This window comes from Rhodoferax saidenbachensis, assembly GCF_031457975.1.
Taxonomy (GTDB): Bacteria; Pseudomonadota; Gammaproteobacteria; order Burkholderiales; family Burkholderiaceae_C; genus Allorhodoferax; species Allorhodoferax saidenbachensis_A.
In genome coordinates this window covers 279055-296052 of sequence record NZ_JAVDXO010000003.1, presented here as the reverse complement: position 1 = coordinate 296052, position 16998 = coordinate 279055, and the positions used below count along the sequence as shown (strand labels likewise).

At 60.8% G+C, this 16998-nt stretch carries 12 protein-coding genes, 1 tRNA gene and 3 riboswitches; of the genes, 5 read left to right on the top strand and 8 right to left on the bottom strand.

Going from position 1 to position 16998, the window contains the following annotated elements; all coding sequences use genetic code 11:
• Positions 1 to 45: 45 nt before the first annotated feature.
• Together J2X15_RS09405 and J2X15_RS09400 are read right to left on the bottom strand one after the other, a co-directional pair.
• On the bottom strand, positions 46 to 1311 hold the full coding sequence (locus tag J2X15_RS09405; RefSeq protein WP_310341883.1) for a hypothetical protein: 1266 nt from the start codon (positions 1309 to 1311) through the stop codon (positions 46 to 48).
• 92 nt (positions 1312 to 1403) lie between these two features.
• A tRNA-Val gene (locus J2X15_RS09400) sits at positions 1404 to 1480 on the bottom strand.
• A gap of 134 nt (positions 1481 to 1614) precedes the next feature.
• Between J2X15_RS09400 and J2X15_RS09395 the strand changes: the two genes are divergently transcribed.
• On the top strand, positions 1615 to 2373 hold the full coding sequence (locus J2X15_RS09395) for a 3-hydroxyacyl-CoA dehydrogenase (RefSeq protein WP_310341880.1): 759 nt from the start codon (positions 1615 to 1617) through the stop codon (positions 2371 to 2373).
• A gap of 29 nt (positions 2374 to 2402) precedes the next feature.
• On the opposite strand, the gene J2X15_RS09390 is transcribed toward J2X15_RS09395, so the two are convergent.
• Entirely contained in the window at positions 2403 to 3302 is a 900-nt protein-coding gene (locus tag J2X15_RS09390) for a DMT family transporter (protein WP_310341877.1), read from the bottom strand.
• 30 nt (positions 3303 to 3332) lie between these two features.
• Complete coding sequence (locus J2X15_RS09385; RefSeq protein ID WP_310341875.1) at positions 3333 to 4115, bottom strand: SDR family oxidoreductase; 783 nt, start codon at positions 4113 to 4115, stop codon at positions 3333 to 3335.
• 136 nt (positions 4116 to 4251) lie between these two features.
• On the opposite strand from J2X15_RS09385, the gene J2X15_RS09380 reads away from it, so the two are divergent.
• Complete coding sequence (locus J2X15_RS09380; protein WP_310341872.1) at positions 4252 to 5952, top strand: electron transfer flavoprotein-ubiquinone oxidoreductase; 1701 nt, start codon at positions 4252 to 4254, stop codon at positions 5950 to 5952.
• Positions 5953 to 5991: 39 nt separating this feature from the next.
• Here J2X15_RS09380 and J2X15_RS09375 read toward each other — a convergent pair whose 3' ends face one another.
• The 4 genes from J2X15_RS09375 to J2X15_RS09360 form a co-directional block, all read right to left on the bottom strand.
• On the bottom strand, positions 5992 to 7626 hold the full coding sequence (locus tag J2X15_RS09375) for a SpoVR family protein (RefSeq protein WP_310341869.1): 1635 nt from the start codon (positions 7624 to 7626) through the stop codon (positions 5992 to 5994).
• On the bottom strand, positions 7623 to 8891 hold the full coding sequence (locus J2X15_RS09370; protein ID WP_310341866.1) for a YeaH/YhbH family protein: 1269 nt from the start codon (positions 8889 to 8891) through the stop codon (positions 7623 to 7625). The genes J2X15_RS09375 and J2X15_RS09370 overlap by 4 nt, the downstream gene beginning before the upstream one ends.
• A gap of 24 nt (positions 8892 to 8915) precedes the next feature.
• Entirely contained in the window at positions 8916 to 10838 is a 1923-nt protein-coding gene (locus tag J2X15_RS09365) for a PrkA family serine protein kinase (RefSeq protein ID WP_310341864.1), read from the bottom strand.
• 168 nt (positions 10839 to 11006) lie between these two features.
• On the bottom strand, positions 11007 to 11723 hold the full coding sequence (locus tag J2X15_RS09360) for a lysophospholipid acyltransferase family protein (RefSeq protein WP_310341861.1): 717 nt from the start codon (positions 11721 to 11723) through the stop codon (positions 11007 to 11009).
• A gap of 121 nt (positions 11724 to 11844) precedes the next feature.
• A riboswitch (glycine riboswitch) is annotated at positions 11845 to 11947 on the top strand.
• A gap of 21 nt (positions 11948 to 11968) precedes the next feature.
• Positions 11969 to 12098, top strand: a riboswitch (glycine riboswitch).
• 63 nt (positions 12099 to 12161) lie between these two features.
• Here J2X15_RS09360 and gcvT point away from each other — a divergent pair.
• From gcvT to gcvP, 3 genes are all read left to right on the top strand, one after another.
• On the top strand, positions 12162 to 13310 hold the full coding sequence (gcvT, locus tag J2X15_RS09355) for a glycine cleavage system aminomethyltransferase GcvT (protein ID WP_310341858.1): 1149 nt from the start codon (positions 12162 to 12164) through the stop codon (positions 13308 to 13310).
• Positions 13311 to 13400: 90 nt separating this feature from the next.
• A complete protein-coding gene (gene gcvH / locus J2X15_RS09350) occupies positions 13401 to 13769 on the top strand; it encodes a glycine cleavage system protein GcvH (RefSeq protein ID WP_310341855.1) in 369 nt (122 codons plus the stop codon).
• A 19-nt stretch (positions 13770 to 13788) separates the two neighbouring features.
• Positions 13789 to 16680, top strand: a complete 2892-nt coding sequence (gene gcvP / locus J2X15_RS09345; RefSeq protein ID WP_310341853.1) for an aminomethyl-transferring glycine dehydrogenase — start codon at positions 13789 to 13791, stop codon at positions 16678 to 16680.
• A gap of 58 nt (positions 16681 to 16738) precedes the next feature.
• Positions 16739 to 16832: riboswitch (glycine riboswitch) on the top strand.
• Positions 16833 to 16998: the final 166 nt, after the last annotated feature.

Sequence of the window (16998 nt, the reverse complement as noted above, 5' to 3'; positions counted from 1 at the left end):
TGGGCAGCCCCGCTGCGACCTAGGATAACCCTAGCGCGAAAGACGTCACTGCAACTGGATCGGGATTTTCTTGAGCCGCCTGTGCAGATTGGGGTACTGAAAGGCAATGCGCTTGAATTCCAGCTCCACCTGCTTCACTGTCAGCTTTTGGTTGCGAAATAGCGCTGCATACAGTACGGAAAAATTCTTCTCAAACACCCAGCGATGGTGGAGGTTAACGAAGATCGCTTCCCGCGAAAGAGTTGCCGAGGTACCAAAGGTCCGCCAGGTGCCATCGCCCACACCAACGGCCCGATCCGACTGGGTAAACCCGGTATAGGACACATCATGCATGGCTTGGTAGTCCTCGGACTGAGCCAGCATGCCTTCGTAACTTGCCAGGATCTGAAACTCGCCGAGCTTGAGTGTGTTGTTGAGCTTCGCACCCCATACCTGCAAAAAGCTTTCAGCCAGATCCCGCGTCACCTTGCCAGGCCCAAAGAGCGTATTCACTCCTTTGCCCCCATCCTGGCTGGCATTACCAACCAGCGTAGCGTGCCGGCCGGGCATGGTGGTAATGAAAAACTCGGTACCCGAAGCGAGCGATGGCAAGACCGGAGAGAAGCCGCGCGAGCGTTCATCGGCGGCGTAAATCGCAACATAGCGCTTGACATTGCGGCCCAGGGTAATCCTGCGGGTGTCAAAGTTGCCAGAGCCCGGCACGGGATCGCAGGCAAAGATATTGACCGGCATGTTGGACCAGCCTTCCATCTCGGCCAAGGCATTGGCAAACATGTGGCAGGTCACACCGCCCCGACTCCAGCCCACGACGTTCACGCAGTCGATGGGCTTGTTCTTGCGCATGATCTGGATTTTTCTTTGCTGCAGCGCCTGCGGCGAGATGCGAGCATGCAAATCGAAGTTAACCGTCTTGGTTGCCCCCAGCAGCGCCCTTTCGATCTTTCCCGTGCGCTCCACGGTGTCCACCCCCACCCCGGCCGCCCGCAAAATCTTTGTCTCGGCGCGGGTGTGCGCTTTGCGTTCTTCGTAGTTCGTGCCTATCAGCACGGCGATGGCGTGCTTGACGTTCTCTTCCCAGCCTTTGCCTTGCAGCGTGCCGCGAATGCCAGAGTAATTACCTGCCGGCACCCACTTTTCTGCTTCCTGGATGTTGCCGCTGCCAGGGCCATCGACAATGATCCAGTCAACGAATTCATGTCCCGCATGGTTCTTCGCCAAGGTCGAAATCAATTCGCCCTGGTGGTAGTTCGTATTCGCAAAGTCGTAACTATTCGAACCCGTCCCGCAGAAGAAGATGGTGAATGCAGCCATTCGCCGCATTCTAGGGGTAAGGGAAACGGCTGCGACAGGCAACAAAAAAGCACTTAACGTTGCCGCTAAGTGCTTGGATTCTTTTCGAAATTTGGTAGGCGCAATTGGACTCGAACCAACGACCCCCACCATGTCAAGGTGGTGCTCTAACCAGCTGAGCTATGCGCCTACATATATCCGAGAGGCCGAAGTATAGCAGCATAAATGCCGCCTCCCTGCCCCACACCGGTGAAAGTCGCCGTGGGCTGCGCCATAATTGACGTTAACGTAAACGTCAATCCATCCATTCACAAGGAGTTCTCTATGGAAATCGCAGGCAAGGTCTTCATCGTTACCGGCGGCGCGTCGGGCTTGGGCGAAGGCACGGCGCGCATGCTGGCGGCCAAAGGTGGCAAGGTGGTGATTGCCGACATGCAGGTTGAAAAAGGCGAAACGATTGCCAAGGACATTGGCGGCGCATTTGTGAAATGTGACGTCAGCAGCGAAGCCGATGGCCAAGCCGTGGTGGCCAAGGCAATCTCTTTGGGCAAGCTCATGGGCCTGGTGAACTGCGCAGGCATTGCCCCGGCAGAAAAGACCGTGGGCAAGAACGGCGCACACGCGCTGGCCTCCTTCAGCAAAACCATCACCGTCAACCTGATTGGCAGCTTCAACATGATTCGCCTGGCAGCCGACGCCATGAGTAAGAACGAACCCGAAGCAACCGGTGAGCGTGGCGCGATGATCTCCACCGCTTCGGTGGCTGCCTATGATGGACAAATTGGCCAGGCCGCCTACAGCGCCTCCAAGGGCGGTGTGGTCGGCATGACGCTGCCGATTGCACGCGACCTGGCACGCAACGGCATCCGCAACATGACGATTGCCCCCGGTATTTTCGGCACGCCCATGCTGTTCAGCATGCCGCAGGAAGTGCAGGACGCGCTGGCCGCCGGCGTGCCCTTCCCTTCGCGCCTGGGCACGCCGCAGGACTACGCCAAGCTCGCGGTGCACATCTTTGAGAATGACATGCTCAACGGCGAAGTGATACGCCTGGACGGCGCCATTCGCCTGGCACCGAAGTGAGTCATTAGTGCCCTCCGGGTCGCTCGCTTTTAGCGATGCGCCCGGATGGACGCGACAATGCCCAACACGAACACCGCGCTGGCCACAAGTTGCAACCAGTGCGGCCACACGCCGTAGCCCACAAACGCGTAGAGCAAGGCAAACAGCGTCTCGCTCACAATCAGCTGTCCACACAGGCTGGCACTCAGGCGGCGGCTGGCAATGCTCCAGAGTACCGTGGCCAGCCAGGCCGAGCCCACCCCAGTTGCTATACAAACCATAGCTGCTTGCGCAATATCTGCGCGGGCTAGCAGTTCTTTTGACTCCGAACCCAGCACCAACCACAAGGCGACAGCGCCCAACCCGGATGCGACGCCTAGCCAGTTGGTCCAGTCCGTCACATTCACTTCGTGGTGGTGCTTGAGCCAGGCTGAGTTCAGCACGGCAAATGCGGTCCAGCAGAGCATGGACAAAAGCGCGAAGCCGATGCCGCGCCAGTACACCCAACCCTGCGTGGCGTGCGCCGCAGCGCCAGCGGTTTCTGTGCCCATCATCAACAGCACGCCTGTGATCGTGAGCAGCAGGCCCGGCAACAGGCCGCGCCACAGCAGATGCTCTGGCTTGCCCAACAGCATGACCCAAATGGGAATGGTGCCGATAATGAGCGTGGGCACTTCCACCCCCGCGTCGCGGATGGACAGCACCAGCAGCAGGTAGTAGCCCGAGAAACCCACCACGCTCAAGCCCAATGCTGCGCCTAACTGGCTCAAAGTAGGCCAACGCCGCTTGCCACGTGCGAACAGCATCACCAGCAGCGCCGTCAACCCATAGCAGGCGAAGCGGCCTGCGGCCAGATCCACCGCCGCCAGCCCAGGTGCCAGTGCGGGAGCCACAAACACCAAGCCCCACAGCGCTCCTGCTGCCAGGCCGGCCAGAATGCCGACTAGCAACCGCGCACCCAACGGTTCACACGCAGGCCCTCAAATACCAAAACCATCGTCCGCAGCGATCACAGCACCGTTGATAAAGTGGCTTTGGTCCGAGCACAGCGTCACCAGAATCGCATCCAGGTCTTGCGGGTGACCAATGCGCTTGCGCGGCAGCATCTGCACCAGCTTCTGGCCGGCGTCCGTTTGCCAATGGTGGTGGTTGATTTCGGTATCGATGTAGCCGGGGCACAGCGCGTTGACATTGATGCCGAACTTGCCCCACTCCAGCGCCATGGCTTTGGTCATTTGGATGACTGCAGCTTTGCTCACGCAGTAGACCCCGATTTGTGGCAGCGGCCGCAACCCTGCCATGGACGCCACATTCACAATGCGCCCGCCGGTGTAGTTGCCCGGCGCCGAGCCCTTCGCGCGTGCCAGCATGCGCTTACCGACCTCCTGAGCCACGAAGAAAGCGCCCTTCACATTGGTGTTGAACATGAAGTCGTAGTCATCTGGCGTCACGTCCTGCAGGCGCTGCGTGGTGCTGACTCCGGAGTTGTTGATCAGGATGTCGATCGAGCCCACTTCCGTCTCCGCGTGCGCCACCGCCGACTTGATGGAGTCATGGTCCGTCACATCCAGTTCCACCACATGGGCATCGCCCCCCAGCCCCGTGATTTCTGCGCGCAGGTCTTTGAGTTTGTCCACTCGGCGACTGGCCAGCACGACGGCGGCGCCAGCGCCCGCCAAAGTTTTGGCAAACTGCGCGCCTAGTCCACCTGAGGCGCCCGTGATGAAAGCGACACGGCCTGAGAGATCGATGCTGTAAGCCATTTAGAGTGCCTCCTCGAAATAAAAAGAACGACCGTTCTTTTTTGTGAAATCAGCGAATAAAATCCAACTCCAGTTCGATGCGCCTTTGCATGCGCGCACCAATCGGAAGACCACCCATTATTAAGCGAGACACCCCATGACAAACCAGGAAATTCTGGCCCAGTTCGGCCCCCGTGAATCCATGGAATACGACGTCGTTGTCGTCGGTGGTGGCCCCGGTGGTTTGGCAACAGCCATCCGCCTGAAACAGCAGGCCGCCAAGAAAGGCACCGATGTTTCGGTGGTGGTGCTGGAGAAGGGTTCCGAGCCCGGTGCGCACATTCTTTCGGGCGCCATCATGGACCCCAAGGCCCTGACCGAACTGATCCCCAACTGGAAAGAACTGGGTGCCCCGCTGAACCAACCGGTCACGGACGATGCGTATGTTTTCTTGGGTGAAAAAACTGGCGTGCGCGTACCCAATGTGGTGCTGCCGCCCTTCGCCCACAATGACGGCAACTACATCATCAGCTTGGGTGCCGTGACCAAATGGATGGCCGAGCAGGCCGAGGCACTTGGCGTGGAGATCTTCCCAGGCTTCACGGCCGCCGAAGTGCTCTACAACGACAACGGATCCGTCAAGGGCGTGGCCACCGGCAACCTGGGTGTAGGCAAAGATGGCGAACCCACCGAGAACTTCCAGCTCGGCATGGAGCTGCTGGGCAAATACACCGTGTTTGCCGAAGGTGCACGTGGTCACCTGGGCAAACAACTGATCGCCAAGTTCAAACTGGACGATGGCAAAGACCCACAGAGCTGGGGCATCGGCATCAAAGAGCTGTGGGAGATTGACCCCAGCCGCCACAAGCCTGGTTTTGTCATGCACACCGCAGGCTGGCCGATGGAATCCGACACCTACGGCGGCGCGTTTTTGTACCACCTGGAAGGTAACAAGGTTGCACTGGGCTTTGTCACCGGCTTGGGCTATTCCAATCCGTACCTCAGTCCATTTGAAGAATTCCAGCGCTGGAAGACGCACCCGAACGTGCGCTACTACTTTGAGAACGACAAAGGCGAAGTCAACGCCAAGCGCCTGGGCTATGGCGCGCGCGCGATCAACGCCAGTGGCATCAACGCATTGCCCAAGACCGTGTTCCCCGGTGGCTGCCTGATTGGCTGCAACGCAGGCTACCTGAACGTGGGCCGCATCAAGGGCAGTCACGCCGCCATCAAGACCGGCATGCAGGCCGCCGAAGCCGCATACGACGCCGTGGTAGCCGGCCGCCAGCACGACGAACTGAGCGCCTACCCCGAAGCGTTTGAGAAGAGCTGGTTGCACACCGAGCTGAACAAGGACCGTAACTTCAAGAACTGGTTCAAATACGGCCTGACCGTGGCAACCCTCATGAACGGCTTTGAGCAATTCGTACTGCGCGGCCACATTCCTTGGACGCTGCGCCGCACCAAGCCCGACTACGCCTACCTGAAGCCCGCGGCCGAGTGCAAGCCCATTGTCTACCCCAAGCCCGATGGCAAGCTGACCTTTGACCGCCTGAGCAGCGTGTTCATCAGCAACACCAACCACGAAGAGCAACAGCCCGCGCACTTGACGCTCAAAGATGCGTCGGTGCCCGTGAGCATCAACCTGGCCAAGTACGCTGGCCCGGAAGCCCGCTACTGCCCTGCCGGCGTATACGAGTTTGTGCCCGACACCGCCAAGGGCGGCGATGCCCAGCGCTTGCAGATCAACGCGCAAAACTGCGTGCACTGCAAGACCTGCGACATCAAGGATCCGACGCAAAACATCGTCTGGGTCACACCAGAAGGCGGCGGTGGCCCGAACTACGCGGGGATGTAAAAACGGGGCCTCGCGCCCCGTTTTTTTTATCCGCTTTTTTCATGCCGGCGCGGCCACACTCCATTGCCGAGTCACCTCACCCGCGCCGTTCACACTTTCCAGCGCCACGCCAAAACCCCAGAGTCGTGCTGTGTGCTTGAGCACCTCCAGCGTGCTGTCACCCAGTGGCCTGTTTTGGTACTGGGTGTGCCGCAGCGTCAGCGTGCGGTCGCCGCGCAGGTTCACGTTCCAAACCTGAATGTTGGGTTCTCGCGTACCCAGGTCGTACTGCTGTGAAAGCGATTGGCGCAACTCACGGTAGCCAATCTCGTCGTGAATGGCCGCCACTTCCAACTGCGCTTTTTTCTCGTCGTCATGAACGGCAAACAGCCGCATGTCCCGCATCAGCTTGGGGCTTAAAAACTGCCCGATGAAGCTCTCGTCCTTGAAATTGCGCATGGCGTGGTCCAGGGTGGGCAGCCAAGGGCTTCCGGCAATGTCCGGAAACCACGCACGGTCTTCGTCGGTGGGCGCGTCGCAAATTCGCTTGATGTCGGTGTACATGGCAAAGCCCAGCGCATAGGGGTTGATGCCGCTGTAGCCCCGGTGACCCACGGGGGGCTGGAAGATCACGTTGGTGTGGGAACTCAACCACTCCATCATCATGCCGTTGCTCAGATGGCCATCGTCATACAGCGTGTTGAGCAGCTTGTGGTGCCAGAACGTGGCCCAGCCCTCGTTCATCACCTGGGTCTGGCGCTGCGGGTAAAAGTACTGGGCGATTTTTCGCACCAACCGCACCACCTCGCGCTGCCAGGGCTCTAGCAGCGGTGCATTCTTCTCGATAAAGTACAGCAGGTTTTCTTGCGGCTCAGCCGGAAAGCGCTGACTCTCGGGCGTGCCGTCCGGCTTGTCCGCACCCTTGGGCACGGTGCGCCACAGGTCGTTGACCTGCTGCTGCGCATAGGCCTCGCGCGCGCGCCGTGCGCTGAGTTCCTGCGCCAGACTCTTCTTGCTGGGTCTGCGGTAGCGGTCTACCCCAAAATTGGCCAGCGCGTGGCAGGAATCCAGAAACAGCTCCACCGTCTCCAGCCCATAGCGCTCCTCACATTCGCTGATATAGCGGCGTGCGAACACCAAGTAATCAATGATGCTGGAGGCATCGGTCCACATGCGGAACAGGTAGTTGCCCTTGAAGAAACTGTTGTGGCCGTAAGCCGCATGGGCAATCACCAACGCCTGCATGGCGGTGGTGTTTTCCTCCATCAGGTAGCTGATGCAGGGGTCGGAGTTGATGACGATCTCGTAGGCCAGACCCATATGGCCGCGGCGGTAGCGTTTGTCGGTGGCGATGAACTCCTTGCCGTAGCTCCAGTGTCGGTAATTGATGGGCATGCCCACGCTGGCATAAGCGTCCATCATCTGCTCTGCGGTGATGATCTCCAGCTGGTTGGTGTATGTATCCAGGCCAAAGCGCGCCGCGGTTTCACGGATCACATCGTGGTAGCGCTCGATCAACTCAAACGTCCAGTCGCTGGTGTCGGGCAGTGGCTCCTTCGCCCGTGCAGGGGCGGGCAAGGGCTGCTGCAGCACGACGCGTGCGCGACGCTCCCCGCTGGGCGGAATGCGGGCTGGATCGTCCAGGTGGCGGTGTTCCACGGGGCGCTGCGCGAGGATGGGAAGCAGGTCGCTCATGCGGTTTCTCCTTCCTTCTTGAACAGGTCCCGGAATACGGGATAAATGTTCTCGGGCGTGGTGACCTTGCGGATCGCGAAGTTGGCGTGCGCCTCAGCCAATTGGGTGTATTCCTCCCATAGGTCCTGCTCGGTGTCGGCCACCTGCACATAGGCAAAGTAGCGGCATAGCGGCAACAGCGCGTCGGACAGCAGGTCGCGGCAACGCCCGCTGTCATTGCTGAAATTGTCACCATCGCTGGCCTGGGCCCCGTAGATGTTCCACTCGCTCGCTGGGTAACGCTGCTCCAGAATTTTTTGCATGAGCTCCAGTGCGCTGCTCACCACGGTACCGCCGCTCTCGGTGGCGTGGAAGAAAGTGTCCTCGTCCACCTCCTGCGCCTGCGTGTGGTGGCGGATGAAGACGATGTCAATCTTCTCGTAGTGGCGCGTCAGGAACAGGTAGAGCAGGATGAAAAACTGCTTGGCCAGGCCCTTGCGCTCCTCGTCCATGGAGCCAGACACATCCATCAGGCAAAACATCACCGCTTTGGAGGTTGGCACCGGTGTTTTGACCCGGCCGCGGAACCGCAAATCCACGGGGTCCAGAAAAGGAATCTTCTTGATGCGCAGCTCCAGCGCCTCGATCTCCTGGCGCAGCGTGCGTATTTCGCGTTCGTGGCCCAAGGGCGACCGCTCCAACTGCGCCAGCAACAGCTTTTTCTGCGCCAGCTCACGCCGCGTACCCGTCCCCAGCGCCAAGCGGCGACCCAGCGCGCCGCGCATGGAACGCAGGACATGCAGGTTGTTGGGTGTGCCGTCGCGCGTGTAGCCCGCGCGGTGAGTTTTCCATTCGGGCGTGTCGCCAATCTGGGTGCGCATCAGGTGGGGCAAGGCCAAGCCTTCGAAAAACACCTGCATGAATTCTTCCTTGCTGAGGGTGAAGACAAAGTCGTCTTCACCCTCGCCCGAATCGCTGGCCTGGCCCTTGCCGCCTCCCGCACCACCCTGCGGGCGTTTGATCTGATCACCGCGAAGGTGGTCGGTGTTGCCAGGGTGCACAGTGTCGCGCACGCCGCCCTCGCCGTGATGGAACACGGGCTCGCTGATGTCTTTCTTGGGGATGGTGATGTTCTCGGCCTGCTCGATGTCGCGGATGCCGCGGCCTGTCACGGCCTTGCGCACGGCCTCGCGAATCTGCTCCTGGTGGCGACGCAAAAACCGCTCCCGGTTGCCAATGGACTTGTTCTTGCCCGCCAGCCGGCGGTCAACGATTTGCAGGGCCATCTTCAACCTTTCGTGTCGGACTCCTTACGAACTCTTGCGCACCCGCAGGTACCACTCGCACAGCAGGCGTACCTGCTTGGCGGTGTAGCCTTTCTCCACCATGCGTGTTACGAAATCTTCGTGCTTCTTAGCTTCGTCCGCACTCGCCTTGGCATTGAAGCTGATGACGGGCAACAGTTCCTCGGTGTTGGAGAACATCTTTTTCTCGATCACCTGGCGCAGCTTTTCGTAGCTGGTCCATGCCGGGTTCTTGCCCTGGTTGTTGGCCCGGGCGCGCAACACAAAGTTGACGATCTCGTTGCGGAAGTCTTTGGGATTGGCAATGCCCGCGGGCTTTTCGATCTTCTCCAGCTCGGCATTCAGGGCCACGCGGTCAAACACCTCGCCGGTGTCGGTGTCGCGGTACTCGTTGTCCTGGATCCAGTAGTCGGCGTAGGTTACATAACGGTCAAAAATGTTCTGCCCGTATTCGCTGTAGCTCTCCAGATAGGCCTTCTGGATCTCCTTGCCGATGAACTCGGCATAGCGTGGGGCCAGCAGCTCCTTGATGAAGCCGGTGTACTTCTGCTCCAGATCAGTCGGAAATTGCTCGCGCTCGATCTGCTGCTCCAGCACATACATCAGGTGCACGGGGTTGGCGGCCACCTCAGCGCTGTCAAAGTTGAACACCTTGGACAAAATCTTGAAGGCAAAGCGCGTGGAGACCCCGTTCATGCCCTCGTCCATGCCCGCGTAGTCGCGGTACTCGTGGTAGCTCTTGGCGCGCGGGTCGGTGTCCTTCAAGCTCTCGCCGTCGTACACCTCCATCTTGCTGAACAGGCTGGAGTTTTCGGGCTCCTTCAGGCGCGTGAGGATGGCAAACTGGCTCATCATCTTCAGCGTGCCGGGGGCGCATTTGGCTTGGCCCAGCGACGAATCGCGAATCAGCTTTTCGTAGATCTTGATCTCTTCGCTCACACGCAGGCAGTACGGCACCTTGACGATGTAGATGCGGTCCAGAAACGCCTCGTTGTGCTTGTTGTTGCGAAAGGCCTTCCACTCGCTCTCATTGCTGTGGGCCAGCACAATGCCGTCAAACGGAATCGCCCCAAAACCTTCCGTTCCCTTGAAGTTGCCCTCTTGTGTGGCGGTCAGCAACGGGTGCAGCACCTTGATGGGCGCCTTGAACATTTCCACAAACTCCAGCAGCCCCTGGTTCGCCAGGCACAGGCCGCCCGAGAAACTGTAGGCATCGGGATCGTCCTGCGAAAAGCTTTCCAGCTTGCGGATGTCCACCTTGCCAACCAGGGACGAAATGTCCTGGTTGTTCTCGTCCCCGGGTTCGGTCTTGGCCACGCCAATTTGCCGCAGCGTGTTGGGGAAGCGCTTCACCACCTTGAACTGGCGAATGTCGCCGCCAAACTCGTCAAGCCGCTTCACCGCCCAGGGCGACAAGATGCGCTGCAGGTAGCGCGGTGGAATGCCGTAGTTGTCTTGCAACACCGGGCCGTCTTCCACCGCATCAAACAGGCCCAGCGGGCTTTCGTTCACCGGGGATCCCTTGATGGCATAGAACGGCACCTGCTGCATGAGGTGTTTCAGCCGCTCGGCCAACGAGCTTTTGCCGCCACCTACCGGGCCCAGCAAATAGAGAATTTGTTTGCGCTCTTCCAGCCCCTGCGCTGCATGGCGGAAGTAGCTCACCACCTGTTCGATGGCGTCTTCCATGCCGTAAAACTCGGAGAAGGCGGGGTAGACCTTGATGAGCTTGTTGGCAAAGATGCGCGAGAGCTGGGGGTTGTTGCGCGTATCCAGCACCACCGGCTCACCGATGGCGGCCAACATGCGCTCAGCCGCTGTGGCGTAAGTGAGCGGGTTGCGTTTGCACTCAGCGAGATACTCGTCCAGAGACATCTCTTCTTCACGGCTGCGTGCGTGGCGGGCTACGTAGTTACCAATGGCGTCCATAAGACCTCCTGGCTGGAACAACAAACCTGAATCCCTGGCGACGGATTCTTGATTTCAGTATATGCCTTGGACTGCAATAGAGTCCAGTTGGTTCCCCATACCCATGTTGTTTGGAAAGCGAATAAACGCGGTGTGATGTCGCCGCTTATTGCAGGACTATGCGGCGCGCTAGCTCAGTTGTACATCCTGCGCAGCCAAACCCGCCACCATCTGCATGCGGCAACGCTCCATCAGCGCGGGCATGTCGTCTAGCGTCATGCCCGTGGTGGCGATAGGCAGCAGGGTCTTGATGACGATGGTGCCGCTGTGCCAGCGGTTGAGCTGCATGCTGCTTTTGTAATTGCTGCAGCACAGGGGGATGATGGGCACGCCCGCATTGATGGCCATCTGGAATGCCCCTTTTTTAAAAGGGAGTAAACCCTGCCCCAGGTTGCGCGTGCCTTCCGGGAACACCCAGATGGAGGTGTCCTCGTGCTGCATCACGTCGGTGGTTTTGAGCATGGCCTGCTTGGCTTTGAAGGCATTACCCCGATCGATGAGGATGTTGCCGGCCAACCAGTAAATCTGGCCAAAGAAAGGAATCCACTTCAGGCTCTTTTTGCCCAGCGACACGGTGCGCCGCGGCACCGCGCAGCCCAGTACAAACAGGTCCCAGTTGGACTGGTGGTTGCACACGATGACAAAGGGATTGGGTTGTGCCAGCATGTCCGCCGTCTCTAGCCGCACCGTGAGCCCCAGGATGCGCAGTGCTGGCGCCGAATACACCCAGCCGCACAGCCGCGAGTTGTCGGGGTTGAATGGCCGGGAAAGGCAGATGACGAAGTTGATCGCCGAGGCCACTAGGAAATACAGGCCCAGTACGATGAGGCGAATGAGGTAAAGCATACAAGATTGGCGGTAAAACTAGGCGGGAGTGTAGGCCGGTCCACGCAGACCGAGCTTGCGGCATATCAGACTGGCATCAACCCGTTTTCGACTGGCCACCGGATGGCGGCTGGTTTAGAATCCTGCCCAGTCAGGAGAGAGCTTCCCACGCGGAGGCCGCCGAAGGCGCAGGATGGCTGATTGCAGCGGTCTGAACGCTCAGGCAAAAGGACTGACACCCGTTGGGACATGCGTGCATGACCCAGCGACACCCCACTGGAGAGAGGCTGCAGCACTTGGTGCACAGCCCACCGAAGGAGCAACCCGCAGTCTGCGCACCCCGTTGTGCACGCAGACCCGGCGAATCTCTCAGGTAAAGCGGACAGCGGGGGCAGCACCGGGCGAGCGCAGCCATGCACTCGCCCCGGGTTTTGACTTGCCCCTACCTGGATTGCCGCCATGTCCGCCACCGACACCGCTTTGTTGACCACACCGCTCAATGCCCTGCACATTGAGCTCGGCGCCCGCATGGTGCCGTTTGCTGGCTATTCCATGCCCGTGCAATATCCCGCCGGCCTGATGGCCGAACACCACCACACCCGCAACGCCGCCGGCCTGTTCGACGTCTCCCACATGGGCCAGCTGCGCCTGGTCGGCCCGGACGCCGCCGCCGCGTTCGAGACGCTGATGCCCGTGGACGTGATCGACCTGCCTATTGGCAAGCAGCGCTACGGCCTGCTGCTAACGGATGAAGGCACCATCATTGATGATCTGATGTTCTTCAACAAGGGCGACAACGAGCTGTTCGTCATCGTCAACGGCGCCTGCAAGGTGGGCGACATTGCGCACATCCAGGCCAAGATCGGCAACCGCTGCCAAGTCATCCCCCTGCCCGACTACGCACTGCTCGCCTTACAAGGGCCGCAGGCGGTTACCGCGCTGGCCCGCCTGGCACCCGGCGTGGAAAAGCTGGTGTTCATGACCGGTGGCAATTTCACGGTGGACACCGGCACCCAAAAGATTGAGGTATTTTTGACCCGCAGCGGCTACACCGGTGAAGACGGGTTTGAAATCTCCGTCCACAACGACCACGCCGACGCGCTGGCCCGCGCCCTGCTGGCCCAACCCGAAGTCAAGCCGATTGGCCTGGGCGCACGCAACTCGCTGCGCCTGGAAGCCGGCCTGTGCCTGTACGGCAATGACATTGATACGACCACCAACCCGGTGGAAGCCAGCTTGCTGTGGGCCATGCAAAAGGTACGCCGCGCCGGCGGTGCGCGCGAAGGCGGCTTCCCGGGCGCTACAAAAATACTAGCTGCTCTCGCAGATTCCACGGGGGCTGGAGCCAGAAAACGCGTAGGACTGATCGCCTTGGAGCGCATCCCCGTGCGCGACCACACCGAGCTGCAGGATGGCGCGGGCAACAAGATTGGCGAGGTGACCAGCGGCCTGCTTGGCCCCACCATCGACAAGCCCGTGGCCATGGGCTATGTGGACACCGCCTGGGCGGCGGTGGGCAGCAAAGTGGTGGCCATCGTGCGCGGCAAGCCCGTGCCCATGGAGGTGAGCGCCATGCCCTTTGTGCCCACACGCTACTACCGCGGCTAAACCACAGCGCCGGGCGGCTAAAGTCTGTCCTGGCAGGTTCGTTTTTATTGTTTGATTCCTTTCCAATTACCCGTTTTTCAGGAGTTCTCCATGTCCATCAAGTACACCCCCGACCACGAATGGCTCAACGTTGAAGGTGGCATCGCCACCGTGGGCATCACCCACCATGCGCAAGACGCGCTGGGCGACGTGGTGTTTGTGGATCTGCCCGAAGTGGGCGCCTCCATTGACGCCAAGGCCGTAGCCGGTGTGGTGGAGTCCGTCAAGGCCGCTGCCGACGTCTACATGCCTGTGACCGGCGAGATCACCGAAGTGAACGAAGCCCTGCGCGCCGACCCCAGCCTGGCCAACACCGACCCGTTGGGCGCTGGCTGGTTCTTCAAGGTCAAGCTGTCCAACCCCGCCGAGCTCGACGGCCTGATGGACGAAACCAGCTACACCGCCTTCTCCGCTGCCTAAACACCTTCGCCTGCCTGCCATGCCAACGACCTCTGCCCCCACTCTCGCCCAGCTGGAAAACGCCAGCGAATTTCACGCGCGCCACATCGGCATCGATGCGGCCGACGAAGCGCTGATGCTCAAGGCCATCGGCGAGACCTCGCGCCGTACGCTGATCGACAGCATCGTTCCGCGCTCGATTGCGCGCAGCACCAAGATGGACATTCCCGCGGCGATTTCTGAGGCCGCAGCGCTGGCCGAGATCAAGGTATTGGCAGGCAAGAACAAGGTGCTCAAGAGCTTCATTGGCCAGGGCTACTACGGCACGCACACACCGGGCGTCATCCTGCGCAACATCCTGGAAAACCCCGCCTGGTACACCGCCTACACGCCCTACCAGGCCGAGATTTCCCAGGGCCGCATGGAAGCGCTGGTGAACTTCCAGACCATGGTGTGTGACCTGACCGGCATGCCCATGGCCAACGCGTCCATGCTGGACGAAGCCACGGCCGCGGCCGAAGCCATGACGCTGGCCAAGCGCAGCGTCAAGAGCAAGAGCCATGTGTTTGTGGTGGCTGGCGACTGCCATCCGCAAACCATCGAAGTGATCCAGACCCGCGCCAAGCCGCTGGGTATCACCGTGCAACTGGCTAATTCCGCCCCCGAGTGGGAAGCCGCGCTGGCCGGTGATTACTTTGCCGTGCTGGCGCAGTACCCCGCCACCAGCGGCCGCATTGACGACCTGCGCGCGGATGTTGCGTTGGTGCACGGCAAACAGGCTGCCTTCATCGTGGCCGCCGACCTGCTGGCGCTCACGCTGCTGACGCCACCCGGCGAGTTTGATGCGGACATTGTGGTGGGTACCACGCAGCGCTTCGGCATGCCCCTGTGCAACGGTGGCCCGCACGCCGCCTACATGGCCTGCCGTGACGAGTACAAACGCTCCATGCCCGGACGCATTGTGGGCGTCAGTATCGACACCCACGGCAACCCCGCCTACCGCCTGGCGCTACAAACGCGCGAGCAACACATCCGCCGCGAGAAGGCCACCTCCAACATCTGCACCGCGCAAGTGCTGCCGGCCGTCATCGCCAGCATGTACGCCGTGTACCACGGCCCCGAGGGCCTGACCCGCATTGCGCAACGCGTGGCGAAGTTCACCGCCATTTTGGCCAAGGGCCTGGAGCAACTGGGTGCACCGGTGCGCGCGCAGGCCACCTTTGACACGGTCACACTGAAAACCGATGGCGCTACCAATTCGATAGCTGCTCGCGCAGTAACGCTGGGGGCTAACCTGCGGATTTACTTTGAAAACTACCTGTGCATCAGCCTGGATGAAACCACCACGCGCGAAGACATCACGCTGCTCTGGAGCCTGTTTGCGCAACCCGGAATGCCCCTGCCGAGCGTGGAAGCGCTGGAGGCATCGGCAGAGTCGCTGATCCCCGCCGCACTGCGCCGCACATCCAAATTCATGACCCACCCGGTGTTCAACACCCACCATTCCGAAACCGGCATGCTGCGCTACATCCGCATGCTCTCTGACAAGGACCTGGCGCTGGACCGCAGCATGATTCCGCTGGGCTCTTGCACCATGAAGCTCAACGCCACCAGCGAGATGATCCCCATCACCTGGCCCGAGTTTGCCAACATCCACCCCTTCGCCCCCGCCGACCAGCGCCAGGGTTATACCGAGCTGGACGCGCAACTGCGCGCCTGGCTGTGCGCCGCCACCGGTTACGCCGGCATCAGCCTGCAGCCCAATGCCGGCAGCCAGGGCGAATACGCGGGCCTTTTGGCCATCCAGGCCTTCCACGCCAGCAAGGGCCAGGCCCACCGCAATATCTGCCTGATCCCCAGCAGCGCCCACGGCACCAACCCCGCCAGCGCGCAGATGGTGGGCATGCAAGTGGTCGTCACCAAGTGCGACGACAACGGCAACGTGGACATGGCCGACCTGCAAGCCAAGTGCAAGCAGCACAGCGCCAACCTGGCTGCGGTGATGATCACCTACCCCAGCACGCACGGCGTGTTTGAAACGTCTGTGAAAGAGCTGTGCGCCCTGGTGCACCAGCACGGCGGCCGCGTGTATGTGGACGGCGCCAACATGAACGCGCTGGTGGGCACCGCCGCCCCCGGCGAGTTTGGCGGCGACGTGAGCCACCTGAACCTGCACAAGACCTTCTGCATCCCCCACGGCGGTGGCGGCCCCGGTGTCGGCCCCGTCTGCGTTGTCGAAGACCTGGTGCCCTTCCTGCCCGGCCACGCTACCGGTGGTGTGCCTGGCACAGGTGCAGTCAGCGCTGCGCCCCTGGGCAATGCTGCGGTTCTGCCCATTAGCTGGATGTACTGCCGCATGATGGGCCCGGACGGCCTGCAACACGCCACCGAAGCCGCCATCCTGGCCGCCAACTACATCAGCGCCCGCCTGGCCGACCACTACCCCACGCTTTACGCATCGGCCAACGGCCATGTGGCGCACGAGTGCATTCTGGATCTGCGTGGTTTCAAGGACACCTGCGGCGTAATGGCCGAAGACGTGGCCAAGCGGCTGATGGACTATGGCTTTCACGCGCCCACGCTGTCCTTCCCCGTGCCCAACACGCTGATGGTGGAACCCACCGAGAGCGAGACATTGGCCGAGCTGGACCGCTTTATTAACGCGATGATCGCCATCCGTGGCGAAATTGCACAAGTCGAAGCCGGAAGCTGGCCACAAGACAACAACCCTTTGAAGCATGCTCCTCACACCGCCGCCAGCTTGCTGGGTGCCGAATGGAACCGCCCCTACAGCCGCGAGGTGGGCGCCTTCCCCGTGGCCAGCCTGAAGGCGGTGAAGTACTGGCCCAGTGTGGGCCGGGTGGACAACGTGTATGGCGACCGCAACCTGTTCTGCAGCTGCGTGCCTTTGTCGGAGTACGCTGAAAGCTAAGTAGGAAATTTCAGGGCGGCACTGCATTGCGCGCAGCCTCCCTGGCCAGGCTGGACCTGGCATCGCAGCGGGAGAGCCTGGCGCCTAAAAACGTCAGCGCCGAAGGAGCAACCACCCCGGAAACTCTCAGGCAAAAGGACCGCTTCGATCATTAGCACTCTGAAGAGCTGCTGCGGACAGTCCCGCAGCACACCGCAGGAGCAAGCCGCAGGCCCACAAGGCCGCTGGCGAATCTCTCAGGTCTCAAACAGAGGGGGTCGTCACCTGCACATGGTGTGTGGGTAGGCGACTTCTTGGTTTGCGACTGTTTTGCGAGAG

Excerpts from the sequence above, each read along its gene's own strand:
- J2X15_RS09405 (WP_310341883.1), bottom strand. The coding sequence starts at position 1,311 with ATGGCTGCATTCACCATCTTCTTCTGCGGGACGGGTTCGAATAGTTAC.
- J2X15_RS09395 (WP_310341880.1), top strand. The coding sequence starts at position 1,615 with ATGGAAATCGCAGGCAAGGTCTTCATCGTTACCGGCGGCGCGTCGGGC.
- J2X15_RS09385 (WP_310341875.1), bottom strand. The coding sequence starts at position 4,115 with ATGGCTTACAGCATCGATCTCTCAGGCCGTGTCGCTTTCATCACGGGC.
- J2X15_RS09380 (WP_310341872.1), top strand. The coding sequence starts at position 4,252 with ATGACAAACCAGGAAATTCTGGCCCAGTTCGGCCCCCGTGAATCCATG.
- J2X15_RS09375 (WP_310341869.1), bottom strand. The coding sequence starts at position 7,626 with ATGAGCGACCTGCTTCCCATCCTCGCGCAGCGCCCCGTGGAACACCGC.
- J2X15_RS09370 (WP_310341866.1), bottom strand. The coding sequence starts at position 8,891 with ATGGCCCTGCAAATCGTTGACCGCCGGCTGGCGGGCAAGAACAAGTCC.
- J2X15_RS09365 (WP_310341864.1), bottom strand. The coding sequence starts at position 10,838 with ATGGACGCCATTGGTAACTACGTAGCCCGCCACGCACGCAGCCGTGAA.
- J2X15_RS09360 (WP_310341861.1), bottom strand. The coding sequence starts at position 11,723 with ATGCTTTACCTCATTCGCCTCATCGTACTGGGCCTGTATTTCCTAGTG.
- gcvT (WP_310341858.1), top strand. The coding sequence starts at position 12,162 with ATGTCCGCCACCGACACCGCTTTGTTGACCACACCGCTCAATGCCCTG.
- gcvH (WP_310341855.1), top strand. The coding sequence starts at position 13,401 with ATGTCCATCAAGTACACCCCCGACCACGAATGGCTCAACGTTGAAGGT.
- gcvP (WP_310341853.1), top strand. The coding sequence starts at position 13,789 with ATGCCAACGACCTCTGCCCCCACTCTCGCCCAGCTGGAAAACGCCAGC.